Origin of the sequence: Ochrobactrum sp. 19YEA23 (genome assembly GCF_029909865.1) — a bacterium.
GTDB classification, from domain to species: Bacteria; Pseudomonadota; Alphaproteobacteria; order Rhizobiales; family Rhizobiaceae; genus Brucella; species Brucella gambitense.
The window spans coordinates 224,172-242,845 of record NZ_JASAMQ010000008.1; the positions used below are offsets into that span (position 1 = coordinate 224,172).

Genomic DNA, 18,674 nt, shown 5'->3' on the forward strand with positions numbered 1-18,674 from the left:
ATTCCATTTTAACCGGAACCGCTCTAGTGGTTGTCACGCGGCAGGCCGCGCGTATGCGCGATATCCTGATACTTGATCGCGTTTTCGAGAACTGCACCGGTTTCCATCTGGCCGACAACGGCACGCTGGATTTCCTGCCAGGGCGTCTGGCTTTCTGGATATTTGAAGCCGCCAGCGGCTTCCAAGGCCTTGTGACGCTCTGCCAGTTCTTCATTCGAAATCAGAATATCAGCCGTGCCGCGACCAAGATCGATGCGCACGCGGTCGCCGGTCTTGAGAATTGCCAGACCGCCACCAGCAGCAGCTTCCGGCGAGGCATTGAGGATCGACGGCGAACCCGACGTACCCGACTGGCGACCGTCGCCAATGCATGGCAGCGAGCTGATGCCCTTCTTCAGAAGGTAATCCGGTGCGCGCATATTGACCACTTCCGCTGCACCCGGATAGCCGATAGGGCCAGCGCCGCGCATGAACAGAACCGTATGCTCGTCGATTTCCAGCGACGGATCGTCGATGCGGTGATGGTAATCTTCCGGTCCGTCGAACACGACCGCCTTGCCTTCAAAGGCATTCGGGTCCTTGCTGTCGGAGAGGTAGCGATTGCGGAACTCGTCCGAAATAACGCTGAGCTTCATGATCGCCGACGAGAACAGGTTGCCGCGCAGCACGCGGAAACCGGCATGCTTCTTCAGCGGCTGATCATAGGTCTTGATGACATTGCTGTCTTCAATGGTGGCGTTCTTGCAGTTTTCGCCAATGGTCTTGCCGTTGACGGTCAGTGCATCCTCATTGATGAGGCCCTGCCCCATCAGCTGGTTGACGACCGCTGGCACACCACCAGCATGGTAATAATCTTCGCCGAGATATTCACCGGCTGGCTGGAGATTGACCAGAAGCGGGATTTCCTCGCCGTATTTCTGCCAGTCGTCCACGGTCAGCTCAACGCCGACATGGCGGGCGAGCGCGTTCAGATGGATCGGCGCATTGGTCGAACCGCCAATGGCGGAATTGACGCGGATGGCGTTGACAAAAGCGTCCTTGGTCAAAACGTCCGAAGGCTTGAGGTCTTCATAGACCATCTCGACGATACGGCGGCCAGTCAGATAGGCCACTTCCTGACGGTCACGATACGGCGCCGGAATAGCGGCGGAACCCGGAAGCTGCATGCCCAGCGCTTCTGCAAGCGAGTTCATCGTGGTGGCCGTGCCCATCGTGTTGCAATAGCCGGTCGATGGTGCCGAAGACGCAACCAGCTTGATAAAGCCTGCATAGTCGATCTCGCCCTTGGCCAGAAGTTCACGCGCCTTCCAGACGATGGTGCCCGAACCCGTGCGTTCGCCACGGAACCAGCCATTGAGCATCGGGCCGACCGAAAGCGCAATCGCCGGAATATTGACGGTCGCAGCAGCCATGAGGCAGGCAGGCGTGGTCTTGTCGCAGCCAATCGTCAACACAACGCCGTCGAGCGGATAGCCGTAAAGCACTTCCACGAGGCCGAGATAGGCAAGGTTACGGTCCAGACCGGCGGTCGGACGCTTGCCGGTTTCCTGGATTGGATGAACAGGGAATTCGATGACGATGCCGCCCGCCTCACGCACGCCTTCGCGAACGCGATTGGCCAGTTCCAGATGGTGACGGTTGCAGGGCGACAGGTCCGAACCCGTCTGCGCGATGCCGATGATCGGACGGCCCGACTGCAATTCTTCCTGGCTCAGGCCATAATTCATGTAGCGCTCAAGATAGAGCGCCGTCATGTCGACATTGTCAGGATTGTCGAACCATGCGCGCGAGCGGAACTTTGGCGTTTTCGGAGTGACGGGCTTGTTCATGTCTTTGTCCTGCTGGGTAAGAGGCCGCGTGGCGACCTCGTTTCCTAATCTTCGAAAGCTTCAACCGCGTGCCGCTTTCCAAACAGGAAGGCGTCGGCGACGTGGGTCAGCGGAGCGAGATCGACATCCGAACGCCCCTCGCCGATCAATTGCACAAAATGCTTGTAAAGGCGCTGATATTCGCGGTCCGGCTCGGCCATTTTTTCCGTGCCCGCAATGGTCAGGCGGCTGCCGCCATGGGTGAGCAAAAGCGTGCCCTTGTCGGTTTCAACACGAATGTCCCAGGTCTGCGGTCCGGTCTGCCGCCAATCCAGCTCGAACGAAACCGGAATACCGCTTTCCGTCTGAAACTGAAGGTCAGCCGCAATCGGCGCTGCGCGATTTTCAGGGAAATACAGGTCCGACTGCGTGAGGAAAAAGCGCTCTGGCAGAATGTGCGTCACGATGGAAAGCGCATTGATGCCAGGATCGAACACGCCGAGCCCGCCCGGCTCCCAGATCCATTGCTGGCCGGGATGCCAATGGCGCACATCTTCCTTCCATGCAACGGCGACCGAACGGATCACCGCATCTTTCAGAAAATCACGGGCCGGTTCCACCGCTGCGGCTTCGCGCGAATGCCAGGTGGCATAAAGCGTCAACCCTTCCGCCTTGGCCAGACGGTCCAGCGCCTGCACTTCGGAAATGGTCGCACCCGGAGGCTTTTCCAGCATCACATGCTTGCGGGCCTTCAGCGCGGCATAGGCCTGAGCGAAACGGCCCTGCGGCGGGGTACACAGCGACACGGCGTCGATGGCGACACCGGATGCCAATAGCTGGTCGATATCCGTGAAAGACGGCACACTATCCAGCCCGGCATTGCGGCTGGCGACAGCGGCTAGCGCAATCCCGTTAACCGCCTCGATGGACGGGAGATGCTGGTCGCGCGCAATCTTGCCAAGACCGACAATTGCTAAAGCGATGTTGGACGAAGCTGGCATCTTGTCACTCACAATGCGCTGACGGCGATTTTCTCCGCCGCAGCCTGTGTCTTTGTCGCCTCGGCAAGCTTGTTGACCAGCGGATAACGGAACGGCTTGGCCGAAATCTCGAACTGGTCGCCCGTTTGCGTCTTCACGCCTTCCGAGAAGGACAGGGTCGCCGTGCCGAAAAAATGCACGTGAATATCGCCCGGGCGGCGGAAAAGCTCATATTTGAAGTGATGATGTTCCAGATTGGCGATGGTGTGCGACATGTTCGCTTCACCCGACAGGAACGGCTTTTCGAAGACCACCTCATTACCGCGCCGAATGCGCGACACGCCTTCCACATGATCCGGCAGCGCGCCGACATAAAGCTCCGGTCCAAGCGACGCCTGACGCAGCTTGGAATGGGCGAGCCAGAGATAATTCTGCTTTTCGGTCACATGGTCGGAAAATTCATTGGCGAGGCAGAAGCCGAGACGATGCGGCTGACCATCCGGGCCGATCAGATAAATGCCTGCAAGCTCCGGCTCTTCGCCGCCATCTTCGGCGAAGGAAGGTGACACCAGTTCGCCGCCGGTCGCGACCAGCGCGGAACCATCACCCTTGTAGAACCATTCCGGCTGAACGCCGGTTTCGCCGGGCTTCGGCTTGCCGCCTTCGACGCCCATCAGGAACATGCGCATCGAATCGGTCGGCTTTTCGGCAGCCTGCGCCGCCTTGTGCATCTTGTCGCGACCATCGGCGGAGCCAAGATGCGTGAGGCCAGTGCCTGCAACGATCAGATGAGCCGGATCGGAATGGGTGATCGGCAGGCCGACGCGACCCGCAGCTAGCGCAGCGTCGATATCGACGGCTTCGCCCTTGCCATTGCGCTCCACCTGCTCTGCAAGGCTGATGCCAGCGCCGATTGCCGCCCAGGCCAGTTCATAGGTCGTCGATGCGCCCTTGACGATATGCGCTGCACCATCATCCCCGCATGCAGCCACACGCGTTTCACCGCCCGCATCGCGGAACTGTACTAGACGTAACATTGAACCTCCCTAACCGCGAAAAAATCGCGGGCACTCCATACCGGCCGATTAAACGCATGCTAACGCTTTGCGGCAGCTTCTATTATTAATATGACTATTTTGCCAAGACCCGCTTTGTCAAGCAAGCTGAACCACCCCATACACAGCCGGATATATGACAACGCTGCCAGCGGGATTCAACTAACTGATTTTCTTATACTAATGTTGTAAATGCCTGTTTGTCGCAGCCAAAATTCATTGTGATCCAGCGAAAGGCGCTTGCCATAAAGTAATATTATATGCTTCATAAACACGAAGGCCGGGAGGGCCTTTTTATTGGGAGGAACAATCATGAAACGCAGTATCGCCGCCCTGTCGGCTGTCTTTTCGTTCGCCTTGATTTCAAGCGTGTCGGCGGCATCGCTGACGGTCGGCTTCTCGCAGATCGGTTCGGAATCGGGATGGCGCGCCGCAGAAACGGCCCTGACCAAGCAGGAAGCTGAAAAGCGCGGATATACGCTGAAATTCGCCGACGCCCAGCAGAAGCAGGAAAACCAGATCAAGGCCGTTCGTGGCTTCATCGCACAGGGTGTAGATGCGATCCTGATCGCACCGGTCGTCTCGACCGGCTGGGACGCCGTCCTGAAGGAAGCCAAGGAAGCTGAAATTCCGGTCGTTCTGCTCGACCGCCAGATCGATTCCCCGGAAGATCTCTATCTCACCGCCGTCACTTCCGATCAGGTCCATGAAGGCAAGGTTGCCGGTGAGTGGCTGGTGAAGGATATCGGCGACAAGTCCTGCAATGTGGTCGAACTTCAGGGCACGACCGGTTCTTCGCCTGCGATCAACCGCAAGAAGGGCTTTGAGGAAGCGATCAAGGGTCACGACAACATCAAGATTTCCCGTTCGCAGACTGGCGACTTTACCCGCACCAAGGGCAAGGAAGTCATGGAAAGCTTCATCAAGGCTGAAGGCGGCGGCAAGAACATCTGCGCTGTCTATGCCCATAATGACGACATGGCCGTCGGCGCCATTCAGGCGATCAAGGAAGCAGGCCTGAAGCCGGGCACCGACATCAAGATCGTGTCGATCGATTCCGTACCGGATATCTTCCAGGCCATGGCCAATGGCGAAGCCAATGCCACCGTGGAGCTGACCCCGAACATGGCCGGTCCGGCTTTCGATGCGATTGAAGCCTTCAAGGCCAAGGGCACCGTTCCGCCGAAGTGGATCCAGACGGAATCCAAGCTTTACACACAAGCTGACGATCCGAAGGCTGTGTACGAAGCCAAGAAGGGCCTCGGCTACTAATCTTCGTGTCATTCGGGCCGCCAGCTTTCGGCGGCCCGGGTTTCCCTTCGGCGCGGCCTGCTTCGGCTTGTCCCGGCGAAGGGTATCGTTGCAATTCGCAAACGGAAGACTGCCATGACTCGCCCTGAAACAGGCGCTCAACAGGCGTCGGTTATACCGCTTCTCGAAGCTCGCTCGATCACCAAATCCTTTCTGGGCGTCACCGCACTTGACCATGTCGATTTCGCGCTGCGTCGCGGCGAAATCCATGCTCTGCTTGGTGAAAACGGTGCGGGCAAATCCACACTCATCAAGATATTGACCGGCGCCTATCACGGCTTTGACGGCTCGATCCTTCTTGACGGAGAGCCCATCACGCCAGCCTCCGTGGCGGAAGCGCAGACGCTCGGCATCGGCACCGTCTATCAGGAAGTGAACCTGCTGGAGAACCTCACCGTCGCCGAAAACCTGTTTCTCGGCCGCCAGCCGCGCAGGTTCGGCTTTGTCGATCGGCGGCGCATGGAAAAGGACGCAACCACCCTTCTCGCGCGCTATGGCCTCGGCATCGATGTCAGCGCGCCGCTCTCGGCCTATTCCGTCGCCATACGCCAGATCATTGCGATTGCACGCGCCGTCGATCTGTCGGGCAAGGTGCTTGTTCTTGACGAACCGACCGCCAGCCTTGATGCGCGTGAAGTCGAAATGCTGTTCACCGTGCTGCGCCAGCTGAAGGCTGAAGGGCTCGGCATCATCGTCATCACGCATTTTCTGGATCAGGTCTATGCGATTGCCGATTGCGCCACCGTGCTGCGCAATGGTCGTCTGGTCGGCAGCCGCAACCTGTCGGAACTGCCGCGCACCGACCTCATTTCCATGATGCTCGGCCACCAGTTGCAGGAAACCGTGCGCCGCCAGCTGACCGAAGAGGTCAGCGACGACACGGTCGCGCCGATCCGCTTTGCGGGCTACGGCAAGAAAGGCAGCGTTGCGCCATTCGATCTCGCCATCAAGCCCGGCGAGGCTGTCGGCATTGCCGGCCTGCTGGGTTCAGGCCGCACCGAAACCGCCCTGCTCATGTTTGGCGTTGATGAAGCCGATAGCGGCCATCTCACCGTCGACGGCAAGGAGATAAAGCTACCCTCGCCCGTCGCGGCCATTTCCGAGCGGTTCGCCTTCTGCCCGGAAGAGCGCAAGACCGATGGCATCATCGGCGATTTTTCGGTGGCCGAAAATATCGCGCTTGCCGTGCAGGGCAAACGCGGCTGGTCAAAGCCGCTGTCTTCGCGCGAAAAGGCGGCGCTAGCCGACCGCTATATCAAGGCGCTCGACATCCGCCCGCCCGATCCGCACAAGCCGATCAAGTTTCTGTCTGGCGGCAACCAGCAAAAGGCCATTCTGGCGCGCTGGCTCGCCACCGATCCACGCCTTCTGATTCTCGATGAACCGACACGCGGCATCGACATCGGAGCGCATGCAGAAATTCTCAAACTGATCGGTGAACTCTGCGGACAAGGCATGGCGCTCGTCATCATCTCGTCCGAATTCGAGGAACTGGCCGCCGTCGCCAATCGTGTGGTGGTTCTGTCGGACCGTCGCCATGTCGCGGAATTGCGGGGGGAAGAAATCACCGCCGATAATATCGTGCGCGCGATAGCAGAGACCGGCCCGAAAATCGCTTCTGCAAGCCAGAAGGAAGCCGCAGCATGATTGCCCGCATATCCAGAAAATTCAAAAGACTGGCGCCGCAGCTTGCAGCCCTCATTCTGATACTTGCCGCAAACACCATCATCTCGCCCGGCTTTCTTGACGTTTCGTTCCAGAATGGCCGCCTTTACGGTAGCCTGATCGACATTCTGGTGCGCGCGGCACCTGTCGCCATTCTGGCCGTCGGCATGACACTGGTGATCGCCACACGCGGCATCGACCTTTCCGTTGGCGCGGTCATGGCGATCAGCGGCGCTTTCGCCGCATCGCTGATCGTCGCGGGCTATCCACTGGCGGTCGTCATTCCGGCGGCTCTCGGCGCTGGCCTGCTTTGCGGGTTGTGGAACGGCTTTCTGGTCGCCGTCTTTGATATCCAGCCGATCATCGCAACCCTGATCCTCATGGTGGCGGGACGCGGTATCGCCCAGCTCATCACTGAAGGTGCAATTCTCACCTTCAACAATGATGCCTTCGCCGCGCTTGGGTCCGGCTCGTTTATCGGCATACCCATCCCGGTGCTGATCTGGCTTCTGGCCGGGCTGGTCGTCGGCATCGCAGTGCGCTCCAGCGCTCTCGGTTTCCTGATCGAGGCTACCGGTATCAATCGCCGCGCCGCCATGCTGGCGGGCGTCAAGGCACGCTTCCTGCTGTTCAGCGTCTATGCCGTTTCGGGCGTTGGCGCAGCGCTTGCAGGCCTGATCGCGACCGCTGACATTCGCGGCGCGGATGCCAACAATGCCGGTCTGTGGCTTGAACTCGATGCCATTCTGGCGGTCGTCATCGGTGGCACATCGCTCAATGGCGGACGCTTCTCGATCACGGCCTCCCTGCTCGGCGCGCTCATCATTCAGTCGATCAACACCGGCATTCTGATGGCGGGCTTTCCGCCGGAATTCAACCTCATCATCAAGGCAGGCATCATCATCGTGGTGCTCACCTTCCAGTCGGCGGCCATCGTCAACCTGATCGGTTTCCTGCGCTCGCAACGCAAGGGCGGCGCGGCCAATGGCACCCGACACACCCATCAAGGGGCAGGACAATGAGAATTCTTCGCAACCTGCCCTTTCTGACCACGGTGGCGATTTTCCTGATCGCCTATGCTATCTGCGCCGTGCAGTTCCCGAACATGCTGTCGACGCGAGTGATCGGCAATCTGTTGACCGACAATGCCTTTCTGGGCATCGCCGCTGTTGGCATGACCTTCGTCATTATTTCTGGCGGCATCGACCTCTCCGTCGGCTCGGTAATTGCCTTCACCAGCGTTTTCGTTGCGGTTCTCGTCGGCAAGCTCGGCGTGCATCCGCTCGTGGCATTCGCGCTCGTTCTCATCATCGCCGCTCTTTTTGGCGCGTGGATGGGCATGATGATCCATTATCTCGGCATCCCGCCTTTCGTCGCGACGCTGGCCGGTATGTTCCTCGCGCGCGGCGCGGCCTTCCTGATCTCGACGGAATCGGTGCCGATCTCACACCCTTTCATCGACACGTTGCAGGGGCTCTATTTCCGGCTGCCGGGCGGCGGCAGGCTGACATTCATCGCCATGCTGATGCTGGCCGTGTTCATTGTCGGCGGCATTCTCGCCCACCGCACGCGCTTTGGCGCAAACATCTATGCGCTTGGCGGCAACCAGCAATCGGCAGAACTGATGGGCGTTCCCATCGGCCGCACGACCATCGGCATCTATACAATGTCGGGCGTGCTTTCCGGCCTCGCCGGTATCGTCTATACGCTCTATACATCGTCCGGCTACTCGCTGGCGACGGTGGGCGTGGAACTGGATGCCATCGCATCGGTGGTCATCGGCGGAACGCTTCTGACCGGCGGCGCGGGACTGGTTGCGGGAACATTTGTCGGCATTCTGATACAGGGGCTGATACAGACCTATATTGTTTTCGACGGCACGCTGTCTTCCTGGTGGACGAAAATCGCAATCGGTATATTGCTGTTCCTGTTCATCGCCCTGCAACGAGGACTGTTGTGGTTCTCCGACTTAAGACTAGCGCGGCAACGCATGAAGGAGGCCTGAATTGGGATTGCTGGAAACGGCCATAACCGGACGCAAGCGGCATAACAGCCACGCTGTCGTCGTGGGGGAACTCGGGCGCGGCATTGTCGCGGGCACCATTCCCGAAGGTTCGATCCTGCCCGGTGACAACGAGCTGTCATTGCGCTTCGGCGTTTCCCGCACGGTCCTGCGCGAGGCGATGAAAACGCTTGCCGCCAAGCGCCTGATTGAACCCAAGGCCAAGGTCGGCACCCGCGTTCTGGGCCATGCCAGCTGGAACTTCTTCGACCCCGATGTTCTGACATGGCGCTTCGAGGCGGGCTTCGATGAAGTCTTTGTCGACCATCTGGCCGAAATGCGCATGGCGCTCGAACCGGCTGCTGCCGCCGCCGCAGCCGAGCGCGCCACCAGCGACGAAATCGTCGAACTCTATGCGCTCGCCGCCAAGTTCGATAATCCGCAGCACACGCCGGAAACCATCGCCAAGGTCGATCTGGAGTTTCATCTCGCGGTTGCCCGCATGTCCGGCAATCCATTCATGCGCTCGGTCAGCGGGCTGATCGAGGCAGCGCTTGCCGTATCGTTCCAGCTTTCCTCACCTGCCGCATCGCGCGAAGGCATTGCCGAATGCGCGGCCAACCATCTGCGCATTGCCCACGCCATTGCTTCCCGCGATCCGCAAAAGGCCCGCGCAGCAATGGAAAGCGTCATCAAGCTTGGTGTGGAGCGCATTCGTAACGTCATCTGACGAAGACGGAGAAACGTGCGGATTTTGAAAGAAATCCGTCACGGCCTCGACCTATAATTAGTTTGGGCTTAATTTGCCGCCGGGAAGAAACCGAATTCCTTCCGCCCATTTCATACGAGGTGCACCCGCACCATACTCACGACAGGGTTTTTCATGTCTTATCTTGCCGCTTCCGACCGCTACGACAAGGCCAACTTCCGCCGTGTCGGGCGCAGTGGTCTCGTCCTGCCTGCCATTTCGCTCGGCCTCTGGCACAATTTCGGAGACGGAATTCCGCTCGACCGTCAGAAGGCGATGTTGTTCAAGGCCTTTGACCTTGGCATCACCCATTTCGATCTTGCCAATAATTACGGCCCGCCTCCCGGCTCGGCAGAACGCAATTTCGGCCAGATCCTGAAAAGCGACCTTGGCCGTTATCGTGACGAACTGATTATCTCCAGCAAGGCTGGCTGGGAAATGTGGCCCGGTCCCTACGGGCGCGGCGGTGGCTCGCGCAAGGCGATCCTTGCGAGCCTCGACCAGAGCCTGTCGCGCCTCGGCCTCGACTATGTGGATATTTTCTATTCGCACCGTTTTGATGCCAATACGCCGCTGGAAGAAACGGCTGGCGCGCTGGCCAACGCCGTCGAACAGGGCAAGGCGCTTTATGTTGGCATTTCATCCTACTCGGCGGGCAAGACGCGCGAAATCGCCAAGATACTGGCAGCGCGCAACGTACCGCTTTTGATCCACCAGCCGTCTTACAACCTGTTCAACCGCTGGATCGAAAAGGATCTCCTGTCGGCGACCGACGATGTCGGCGCGGGGGTCATCGCCTTCACGCCGCTGGCGCAAGGCTTGCTGACCAATCGCTACCTCAACGGCATTCCGGCGGATGCGCGCATCAACCAGCCGGGCAACAAGTCGCTGCGCCCGGTGCATCTGAGCGACGACAATATCGAGCGCGCCCGCAGCCTCAACGAGATCGCTAAGAAGCGCGGGCAGAGCCTCGCCCAGATGGCGCTGGCCTGGGTGCTGCGCGATCCGCGCGTAACATCGGCGCTGATCGGCGCAAGCTCGCCCGAGCAGATCGTTGAAAACGTCAAGGCGCTGGACAATCTCTCCTTCTCGGCAGACGAGCTGAAAGAGATCGACAAATATGCAGTCGAAGGCGGCGTGAACCTTTGGGAAAAGCCTGCCAACGACGAAGCGGTGTGATCACCCACCGTTTAAAGAAAAGCCCGGTTGTGACCGGGCTTTTCTTTGTTACCCGACCTTCAGATCAAAGGCGGGATTACTGCGCAGCGTATTGCTTACGGTGCAGATTTCCTCGGCCAGTTCGGCGATGTGTTGTTTCTCTTCGGCTGAAAGATCGCCATCGAAGTGAAACGCAATATGAAACCGCTCAATGCGTGACGGGCTTTCATGTGTCTTGTCGCCCTTAACCTCGACGCGAACATCGGCCAGCTTTTCGCGCAGGCCAAGCTTGCCCGCAGCGATGCGTGCGCTCAGCGCCATGCAAGCGGCGACAGATGCATAGAGCAGATCAAGCGGGTTAAAACCCGGCTGACTCACACTCGTCACAAGCTCGACCTTGCCGCCCGTTGGCGTGGTGATCACCGGCAGCTTGCCTTCCGGCATTTCGGCAACCGCACCCGTCTCGCGGGTTCTGACCTTGAGCTCGCTCATGACTTTCCTCGTTCAGCCGGAGACTTTCAGATAGTCGACAGCCCGCGCCAGCCAGCAGCTGACCGAAGCTGCGATAATATCGCCCTTGTCATCGCGACGGAAGACAAGCTTCCATTCGCCCGGCGATGGCGCATCCATGGAACGCTGCACCGGCATAAGCCAGACATCGGCACCCGCGGCATAAAGCGGATACATGTCACTTTTACCGAGAAAACCCTCGAATGCACCGTAGATCGCGCCGCCTTCGGCCACGAGAGCCAAGTCTGCGCCAAGTTCCTCATTGCGGAAACGTCCAAGAATGTCGCGCTTGGCCTCGCCGGTCACCCGGCCCATGGTGAGAAACAGGTTTTCATCGGCACGCGCGAGGTGGATGGTATCACCCTCGCGGCGGATCGTGGTCATGGAGGACCGCGCCTCGTCCTTGCTCACTACATCCATCACTTCCGGGCCGGTGCCGAAGCGCGCTTTCATGCGACCGCGTCCGGCATCCTCAAGGCTGAGCACCAGACCGGTTTCAGCATCGAGCCACGACCCGAACCAGCCCGCATCGGCTTCGACCCGTTCCGGTTCCGGCGATGGCACACCGAGCGCAAGCTTCATCAGCTTGGCCGCGAGATCAGAAGCGCCGCCTTCAAAATTGAACATGGCAATGGTGGAAATCCGCTCATCGGCGCAATGCCAGCGCTGGCAGCGCCAACCGCGCAGCGCGCCACCATGGCCGGTGAGCCGCTTGCCGCCCACTTCCTCAAATTTGAGGCCGAAGCCGTAAGGCGCGGCTGCGCCATCGCTGAAAACCTGCGGCCCGCTCAGACGGCGATAAAGGCCGGTCTCATCATCGCGCGTTGCGTCGATGAACTGTTCCCAGGCGATCATATCGTCTAGCGAAGCGCAAATGCCCGCATCGCCCATCCAGTGAATACGGTTGGTGGCAGGCAGGAAGCCGCGCACCGTATCGCCTTCATAGCCGGTGCATTCGGTGAAGAGCGCCGTATCCGTGATCTGTTCCGCCGTCTTCATGCCAGCCGGTTTAAAAATCCGCTCCGACAGAAGATCAACCAGCGAGCGGCCCGTATGGGCTTCGATCAAATCCGCCAGAATGCGGAAATTGCCATTGCTGTAGGAATAATGGCTGCCCGGCACAAAATGCGTGGTCTTCAGGCGTTTCAGCAGCGATTGCGCATGTTCGCCCAGAAACACGCCTTCGGGATCTCCGCCGCAAAGCACCGTCAGCGCCCAGTAATCGCGCAAGCCCGACTGGTTGTTGCACAGGGTGCGCAGGCTCGGGCGTTCGCCCTCGAAACCAGCGAGATAGGCGGCCAGCGCATCGTCCAGCACTTCCGGCTCGCCGACGCTGTCGAGAAGCACGCCGCAGGTAAACTGCTTGCTGACCGAGCAGATCGGCATCCGCGTTTGCGCCGTCATCGGCTGACGCGTGCGCAGATCGGCAAAACCCCAGACATGGCTGAGGACGACTTCGCCGTCCTTGACGACGGCGACGACACCGCCGGGGCCTTTGTAATTCTGCGGGATGGTGTCGACGAAAGCGCGAAGGGCGGGAAGATCAAGATGCGGCATGATGGGTCTCGGACGACTCAGATGAAAATCAACAGCCGTCACGAGGCATCATTTCAGCCGATCAATCAAGGCCATAGCCGCATGGGGATTCTGCGCCTTATAGCCGCTGATAACATAGAGATAGACATCGCGCGCCACACCGTCGTCCACGGCAGGTTCGATGGTGCGCAAACCGCCCGGGGCCTTTCCGGAGGCAATCGCCTTGGCCCTTGTGGCCCATTGGTCGAGTTCGGCTTCGCTGTAGCCGAGCGGCTCGCCTTCCCTTGTTCCCATGATCCGCAAATAGGCGAAAGGGGCCGCCAGATCGGCAAATTGCGGAAATGCGCTGTCACCGGCAATGACGGCTGCAACACCATATTCCCGCAACAATGCAGTGAACTCGGGCGAATTGAAACTGTCGTGGCGCACTTCCACCGCATGGCGCAGGTCGCGCCCGTCGAGGCGCTTGGGCAAAAGCTTGAGAAAGGCTTCGAAATCCACCGGATCGAATTTCTTCGTTCCCATGAACTGCCAGTTGACGACGCCAAGCTTCTCCTTCAGCTCCATTACACCGCCGGTCAGAAAGCGCTCGATGCTTTCGCCAGCTTCGGCCAGCACGCGGCGATTGGTTGAAAAACGTGGTGCTTTCAGTGAAAAGACAAAGCCTTCGGGCGTTTCGTCATGCCATTTGGCAAAGGTCGTCGGCTTTTGCGGGCCGTAATAGGTGGAGTTGATCTCGATTGAGGTCAGCTTGCTCGACGCATATTCCAGCTGGCGCTTCTTCGCGAGCTTCTCCGGATAAAAGCTCTCGTCCCACGGCTCGAATGCCCAGCCGCCAATGCCGACACGAATCTTGCCCGAACTTGCGTGAACCATCTGCTCCTCCTGTTTCAAAGCGCATCTTTTCCGAAAACCGTTTCAACTTTCGGGATACGCTCTCATGTCGAATCGGCTCCGTTTTATACCAGAACCACATGAGATCATCTGTTTTGGTCATCATGTTTAGTCTGTATTCACACCGGGGGCTATGCTGTTATGCATATGTTTGACCGGGAGGGGCCGAACAATATCAACAGCGTGTGGTGCATCCAAAGGGCCCTACGGTTCGCCCCGCCATCCAAAGAAGAGACGAAAAATCGTCCGAGATTTGAGAGTGAGGAAATGCATCAGATGACCAGCAAACCCAATACGCGTACCGGGGGCCAGATATTGGTGGACGCGTTGCGCATTCACGGCGTGGACCGTGTTTTCTGCGTTCCCGGAGAAAGCTATCTCGCCGCGCTTGACGCTTTTCATGACGTCCCGGATGAAATCGATCTGATCGTCTGCCGTCAGGAAGGTGGCGCGGCCTATATGGCCGACGCGCATGGCAAACTGACCGGCAAACCCGGTATGTGTTTCGTCACGCGCGGACCGGGCGCAACCAACGCCTCCGTCGGCGTGCACACCGCCTTTCAGGATTCCACGCCGATGCTCCTGTTCATCGGTCAGGTGGCCAGCGACCAGGTGGAGCGCGAAGCCTTTCAGGAAGTCGATTACCGCCGCATGTTCGGCCAGATGGCCAAATGGGTCGTGCAGATCGACGACGCCGCCCGCATTCCGGAACTCGTCAGCCAGGCCTTTCATCGCGCCGTCAACGGACGCCCCGGCCCTGTTGTGATTGCCCTGCCGGAAGATATGCTGACATCTTATGCAGCCGTCAGCGATGCCCCGGCCTATAAGAAGGTCGAGATGCACCCCGGTCAGGACCAGTTGCAGGACATGGTGCAGCTGATCGAAAAGGCCGAGCGCCCGCTGATGATCGTCGGCGGTGGCGGCTGGGATCAGGAAGCGGTGCGCGACCTGCGCACATTTGCCGAAAACATGCATCTGCCGGTGGCGGCTTCATTCCGCTGTCAGGACATGTTTGACAACACCCATCCGCTTTATGCCGGCGAAATGGGCACATCGATCAGCCCGAAGCTGGCGCAGCGCGTGCGCGACAGCGACCTGCTCGTGGTCGTCGGCGCGCGGCTCGGCGAAATGACCACGCAGGGCTATGAGCTGGTCAGCATTCCGGTGCCGCAGCAGAAGCTCATCCACATCCATCCGGGTGCTGAAGAGCTGGGCCGTGTCTATCACGCCGACCTGCCGATCAATGCCAGCATGCCGGCTTTTGCCCGCGCTGCATCGAAGCTTGCCCCCATCGCCGCGCCACGCAGCAAGGCATGGGCGGAAACGGCCAATGCCGATTATCGCGATAATATGAAAACGCCGGTCATACCGGGCGCGGTGCAGATGGGCGAGATCATGGAATGGCTGCGCGCGCATCTGCCTGCCGATTCCATCATCACCAACGGCGCTGGCAACTATTCCGCCTGGCCGCATCGCTTCTACCAGTACCGCACCTATCGCAGCCAATTGGCGCCGACCAACGGCTCCATGGGCTATGGCGTTCCGGCTGCGGTATCGGCCAAGCTTGCCGCACCGGAGCGTACCGTCGTGGCCTTTGCCGGTGACGGCTGCTTCCTGATGAACGGTCAGGAACTGGCGACCGCCGCGCAATATAATGCCAGGGCGATTTTCGTGGTGGTCAATAACGGCATGTACGGAACCATCCGCATGCATCAGGAGCGCACCTATCCGGGTCGCGTTTCCGGCACGGGCCTCGCCAATCCGGATTTCGCAGCTCTTGCACGCGCCTATGGCCTGCATGGCGAAACGGTCGAAGCGACAGCCGATTTTGCAGCTGCTTTCGAGCGCTGTGAACAATCAGGCAAACCCGCCTTGATCGAAATCCGCATTGATCCGGAAGCGCTTTCACCGAAAATGTCGCTCAGCCAGATGCGGGAACAAGGCCTCGCCAAGCAGAAATAATCCAAAGCCCCGGTTCGTCCGGGGTTTTTCCTTTGTTACCTACAACTTTTGTCTCACTGGCAAACTTTCCAGCTGGACTCCGCTTTCAAAGCCCCGCATACCCGCTTTACGTTGCGTAAAGTGGAGGGGGACCATGAACACGCTTAGTCTATCCATTATTTTGTTTGGTTGCATCGCGCTTGCCGTGGCGTGTTTTATCGCCTTTACCGGCGTCACTCTCTGATGCCCGGGCCTCGCCAATTACGGCTGCAAAAGGCTTTCGCCCAGAAAATCGCTTGAGAATTCCCGCGCGGCGCGAACCATGAAATCGCTGATGACGCGGATACGCGGCGCGGCCATGACATCGACATGGCAGCTCATCCAGTATTCGCGCACCAGATGCATGTCGCGCGGCAGAACCGGCACCAGTTCGGGATGCTTACTGGCTATGTAAAACGGCAGAACGCATAGACCATAGCCGGTCTGGGTGGCGACAAGCTGCGCGTGAATGCTGGAGCTTTGATATGTGCAGCGCTGGCCCGGCAGGATCTCGCGCATATAATCGAGGCCGGGCGTGAACACCATGTCCTCGATATAGCCGATGAAGGGATGGCGCGCCAAATCTTCCCTGCTGCGGATCGGCGGATGTCGGGCCAGATAATCGCGATGGCCATAGATAAACAGCCGGTAAGATGTGAGATTGTCGCTGTGATAAGGCCCGTTGCGCGGCATATGCAGCGTGATCGACAGTTCCGCCTCGCGGCGTGACAGTGACATGATCTGCTGGATCGTCACCACCTCCACGAACAGGCTCGGATACGATTGCGCCAGCACCGGCAGGCGGTCGGCCAGAAAGAAATTGCCGAAGCCTTCAAGCGTCGATAGACGCACGACACCCGACAGCGCCGCGAGATTGCCAGTGGCCTCGGTCTGGAACTTCATGGCCTCGCGCTCCATGACTTCCGCAGGCTCGACCAGACGTTCACCCATCGGCGTCAGCAAATAACCACGCGGGTTGCGCTCAAATAATTTGGTCGCCAGCGCCTGCTCGAGCCGGTCGATGCGGCGCAGCACCGTCACATGGCTGGTGCGCAATTGCCGCGCTGCGGTAGAGAGCTGCCCCGTGCGCGCAACAGCCAGAAAATATTGCAGATCGTCCCATGTAAACTGCCGCACATACTGCTCCCTATAGTCTGCCCGCATTTCCTTCGCGGCATCTGTACATTTCTGAACAGACGCTGTTCAAAAATTGTTGTTCTTGTACGCATTTGTCAATGCTACCGTTCTAATTGAAAGCCCGAACGGAGGAACAAATCGGGCGGAAGCATAAAGACGACTGGTCTGAGGAGGCCAATTGTCCCGCCTGTAACAAGGCCGCTTCACTGGAGGATACCGTTCGATTTTATCGAGGGTTTAAGGGAATTATTGGGAGGAGTATTTTATGAAGTGTCTTGCACTCGCAACGGCAGCACTGCTGGCTGCAACGGCCATATCTTCAGCAGCTGAAATTTCCGATGGTAAAGTCAAGATCGGTATTTTGAACGACCAGTCGGGCGTCTATGCCGACTTCGGCGGCAAATGGTCTTATGAGGCCGCCAAAATGGCCGCAGAGGATTTCGGCGGCAAGGTGCTGGATGCGCCGATTGAAATCATCACCGCCGACCACCAGAACAAGCCTGACGTCGCGTCGAACATCGCGCGCCAGTGGTACGACACCGAACAGGTCGATTCCATCATGGAACTGACGACCTCGTCCGTCGGCCTCGCCGTGCAGGCACTGTCGAAGGACAAGAAGAAGATCACCATCAATACGGGCGCAGCCACATCGGAACTGACCGGCAAGCAGTGCACGCCTTACGGGTTCCATTGGGCCTATGACACCCACGCGCTTGCGGTTGGCACCGGCGGTTCGCTCGTGCAGCAAGGCGGCGATACATGGTTCTTCCTGACCGCCGATTACGCTTTCGGCTATTCGCTGGAAGAACAGACCACGAAGTTCGTGGAATCGAAGGGCGGTAAGGTGCTGGGCTCTGTCCGCCATCCGCTGTCCACCACGGATTACTCCTCGTTCCTGCTACAGGCGCAGTCTTCCGGCGCGAAGGTTGTCGGTCTCGCCAATGCGGGTCTCGATACCTCCAACGCGATCAAGCAGGCTGCGGAATTCGGCATTGTCGCAGGCGGACAGCGCCTCGCCGCCCTGCTCTTCACCCTGTCGGAAGTGCACGGTCTCGGCCTCGAAGCCGCACAGGGCCTGACCCTGACCGAAGGCTTCTACTGGGATCGCGATGATGAATCGCGTGCCTTCGGCAAGCGCTTCTTCGACCGTACTGGCCGTATGCCGAACATGATCCAGGCAGGCACCTACTCCGCCGTCACGCAATATCTGAAGGCGATCAAGGAAGCGGGCACGGACGAAACCGAAGCCGTCGCCAAGAAGCTGCATGAAATGCCGGTTGAAGACGTCTTTGCCCGTCACGGCAAGGTCGGCCCCAACGGACGCATGATCTACGACATGTATCTGATGGAAGTGAAGAAGCCGGATGAAAGCAAGGCCCCTTGGGATTACTATAAGGTGCTCGCAACGATCCCCGGCGATCAGGCCTATATGAAGCCGGAAGAAAGCGGCTGTCCGTTGGTAAAGCAGTAAGAGGCTGATTTGATGATGGCTTCGACTGGGACTGATGCGGCTCTGCGTGAGGCAGGGCCGTCGGGTTCGGGTAATTCACGGCAAGGTTCTGCGGGCAGTGTTTTGTCTGCGCGAGGACTTGGCAAGTCGTTTGGCGGCTTTTACGCGGTGAAGAATGTCGATCTTGATGTGGAACATGCCCGTGTTCATGCGCTGATCGGCCCGAACGGGGCTGGCAAGACGACGGTTTTCAATCTTCTGACCAAGTTTCTGCAGCCGACAAGCGGCGAGATCACGCTTCTGGGCGAAACGATCACCAAAACCGATCCGGCCAAAGTGGCCCGAATGGGACTGGTGCGTTCGTTCCAGATTTCGGCCACCTTCCCGCATCTGACCGTGCTGGAAAACGTCAAGGTGGCGTTGCAGCGCCCGAACGGCCT

General features: G+C 59.0%; 16 protein-coding genes. 9 read left to right on the forward strand and 7 right to left on the reverse strand.

Going from position 1 to position 18,674, the window contains the following annotated elements; all coding sequences use genetic code 11:
* Window positions 1-23 precede the first annotated feature (23 nt).
* From QBD01_RS20155 to araD1, 3 genes are read right to left on the reverse strand one after another with little or no spacing between them, the layout of a single operon-like run.
* Window positions 24-1,829 carry an IlvD/Edd family dehydratase gene (locus tag QBD01_RS20155; RefSeq protein WP_280994245.1) on the reverse strand — a complete coding sequence of 602 codons (1,806 nt, stop codon included), beginning with the start codon at window positions 1,827-1,829 and terminating at the stop codon, window positions 24-26.
* Window positions 1,830-1,873: 44 nt separating this feature from the next.
* Window positions 1,874-2,809 (reverse strand): Gfo/Idh/MocA family oxidoreductase, encoded by a 936-nt coding sequence (locus QBD01_RS20160; protein WP_280994246.1) that lies wholly within the window; start codon window positions 2,807-2,809, stop codon window positions 1,874-1,876.
* A gap of 8 nt (window positions 2,810-2,817) precedes the next feature.
* Window positions 2,818-3,825 (reverse strand): AraD1 family protein, encoded by a 1,008-nt coding sequence (gene araD1 / locus QBD01_RS20165; protein WP_280994247.1) that lies wholly within the window; start codon window positions 3,823-3,825, stop codon window positions 2,818-2,820.
* A gap of 330 nt (window positions 3,826-4,155) precedes the next feature.
* On the opposite strand from araD1, the gene ytfQ reads away from it, so the two are divergent.
* The 6 genes from ytfQ (at window position 4,156) to mgrA (ending at window position 10,748) form a co-directional block, all read left to right on the forward strand.
* Entirely contained in the window at window positions 4,156-5,115 is a 960-nt protein-coding gene (ytfQ, locus tag QBD01_RS20170; protein WP_280994248.1) for a galactofuranose ABC transporter, galactofuranose-binding protein YtfQ, read from the forward strand.
* A gap of 114 nt (window positions 5,116-5,229) precedes the next feature.
* On the forward strand, window positions 5,230-6,801 hold the full coding sequence (locus QBD01_RS20175) for a sugar ABC transporter ATP-binding protein (RefSeq protein ID WP_280994249.1): 1,572 nt from the start codon (window positions 5,230-5,232) through the stop codon (window positions 6,799-6,801).
* On the forward strand, window positions 6,798-7,841 hold the full coding sequence (locus QBD01_RS20180; protein ID WP_280994250.1) for an ABC transporter permease: 1,044 nt from the start codon (window positions 6,798-6,800) through the stop codon (window positions 7,839-7,841). Before QBD01_RS20175 ends, QBD01_RS20180 begins: the two co-directional genes overlap by 4 nt.
* Complete coding sequence (yjfF, locus tag QBD01_RS20185; RefSeq protein WP_151591145.1) at window positions 7,838-8,824, forward strand: galactofuranose ABC transporter, permease protein YjfF; 987 nt, start codon at window positions 7,838-7,840, stop codon at window positions 8,822-8,824. Before QBD01_RS20180 ends, yjfF begins: the two co-directional genes overlap by 4 nt.
* 1 nt (window position 8,825) lies before the next feature.
* Window positions 8,826-9,551 carry a FadR/GntR family transcriptional regulator gene (locus tag QBD01_RS20190; RefSeq protein WP_078338854.1) on the forward strand — a complete coding sequence of 242 codons (726 nt, stop codon included), beginning with the start codon at window positions 8,826-8,828 and terminating at the stop codon, window positions 9,549-9,551.
* A 153-nt stretch (window positions 9,552-9,704) separates the two neighbouring features.
* Window positions 9,705-10,748 (forward strand): L-glyceraldehyde 3-phosphate reductase, encoded by a 1,044-nt coding sequence (gene mgrA / locus QBD01_RS20195; protein WP_280994251.1) that lies wholly within the window; start codon window positions 9,705-9,707, stop codon window positions 10,746-10,748.
* 48 nt (window positions 10,749-10,796) lie between these two features.
* Here mgrA and QBD01_RS20200 read toward each other — a convergent pair whose 3' ends face one another.
* Genes QBD01_RS20200 through QBD01_RS20210 form a run of 3 tightly spaced genes read right to left on the reverse strand, consistent with a single transcriptional unit; the run spans window position 10,797 to window position 13,649 of the window.
* Window positions 10,797-11,219 carry an OsmC family protein gene (locus QBD01_RS20200; RefSeq protein WP_280994252.1) on the reverse strand — a complete coding sequence of 141 codons (423 nt, stop codon included), beginning with the start codon at window positions 11,217-11,219 and terminating at the stop codon, window positions 10,797-10,799.
* 12 nt (window positions 11,220-11,231) lie between these two features.
* A complete protein-coding gene (locus tag QBD01_RS20205) occupies window positions 11,232-12,794 on the reverse strand; it encodes a D-aminopeptidase (RefSeq protein ID WP_280994253.1) in 1,563 nt (520 codons plus the stop codon).
* Between the two features lie 48 nt (window positions 12,795-12,842).
* Complete coding sequence (locus QBD01_RS20210) at window positions 12,843-13,649, reverse strand: DUF72 domain-containing protein (protein ID WP_280994254.1); 807 nt, start codon at window positions 13,647-13,649, stop codon at window positions 12,843-12,845.
* 294 nt (window positions 13,650-13,943) lie between these two features.
* Here QBD01_RS20210 and QBD01_RS20215 point away from each other — a divergent pair, with 294 nt between their 5' ends.
* The gene (locus tag QBD01_RS20215) at window positions 13,944-15,629 is read left to right on the forward strand and encodes a thiamine pyrophosphate-binding protein (RefSeq protein ID WP_280994255.1); all 1,686 of its coding nucleotides are present in this window, start codon (window positions 13,944-13,946) and stop codon (window positions 15,627-15,629) included.
* Window positions 15,630-15,869: 240 nt separating this feature from the next.
* Here the strand turns inward: QBD01_RS20215 and QBD01_RS20220 are convergent, their stop codons facing one another.
* Entirely contained in the window at window positions 15,870-16,784 is a 915-nt protein-coding gene (locus tag QBD01_RS20220; RefSeq protein WP_280994256.1) for a LysR family transcriptional regulator, read from the reverse strand.
* Window positions 16,785-17,049: 265 nt separating this feature from the next.
* On the opposite strand from QBD01_RS20220, the gene QBD01_RS20225 reads away from it, so the two are divergent.
* Window positions 17,050-18,255 carry an ABC transporter substrate-binding protein gene (locus tag QBD01_RS20225; protein WP_138785446.1) on the forward strand — a complete coding sequence of 402 codons (1,206 nt, stop codon included), beginning with the start codon at window positions 17,050-17,052 and terminating at the stop codon, window positions 18,253-18,255.
* Window positions 18,256-18,267: 12 nt separating this feature from the next.
* Window positions 18,268-18,674, forward strand: a 407-nt coding sequence (locus QBD01_RS20230; RefSeq protein ID WP_280994257.1) for an ATP-binding cassette domain-containing protein, incomplete at its 3' end; no start/stop codon positions are given.

Excerpts from the sequence above, each read along its gene's own strand:
- QBD01_RS20175 (WP_280994249.1), top strand. The coding sequence starts at position 5,230 with ATGACTCGCCCTGAAACAGGCGCTCAACAGGCGTCGGTTATACCGCTT.
- mgrA (WP_280994251.1), top strand. The coding sequence starts at position 9,705 with ATGTCTTATCTTGCCGCTTCCGACCGCTACGACAAGGCCAACTTCCGC.
- QBD01_RS20155 (WP_280994245.1), bottom strand. The coding sequence starts at position 1,829 with ATGAACAAGCCCGTCACTCCGAAAACGCCAAAGTTCCGCTCGCGCGCA.
- QBD01_RS20215 (WP_280994255.1), top strand. The coding sequence starts at position 13,944 with ATGACCAGCAAACCCAATACGCGTACCGGGGGCCAGATATTGGTGGAC.
- QBD01_RS20200 (WP_280994252.1), bottom strand. The coding sequence starts at position 11,219 with ATGAGCGAGCTCAAGGTCAGAACCCGCGAGACGGGTGCGGTTGCCGAA.
- araD1 (WP_280994247.1), bottom strand. The coding sequence starts at position 3,825 with ATGTTACGTCTAGTACAGTTCCGCGATGCGGGCGGTGAAACGCGTGTG.
- QBD01_RS20205 (WP_280994253.1), bottom strand. The coding sequence starts at position 12,794 with ATGCCGCATCTTGATCTTCCCGCCCTTCGCGCTTTCGTCGACACCATC.
- ytfQ (WP_280994248.1), top strand. The coding sequence starts at position 4,156 with ATGAAACGCAGTATCGCCGCCCTGTCGGCTGTCTTTTCGTTCGCCTTG.
- QBD01_RS20180 (WP_280994250.1), top strand. The coding sequence starts at position 6,798 with ATGATTGCCCGCATATCCAGAAAATTCAAAAGACTGGCGCCGCAGCTT.
- yjfF (WP_151591145.1), top strand. The coding sequence starts at position 7,838 with ATGAGAATTCTTCGCAACCTGCCCTTTCTGACCACGGTGGCGATTTTC.
- QBD01_RS20160 (WP_280994246.1), bottom strand. The coding sequence starts at position 2,809 with ATGCCAGCTTCGTCCAACATCGCTTTAGCAATTGTCGGTCTTGGCAAG.
- QBD01_RS20210 (WP_280994254.1), bottom strand. The coding sequence starts at position 13,649 with ATGGTTCACGCAAGTTCGGGCAAGATTCGTGTCGGCATTGGCGGCTGG.
- QBD01_RS20225 (WP_138785446.1), top strand. The coding sequence starts at position 17,050 with ATGAAGTGTCTTGCACTCGCAACGGCAGCACTGCTGGCTGCAACGGCC.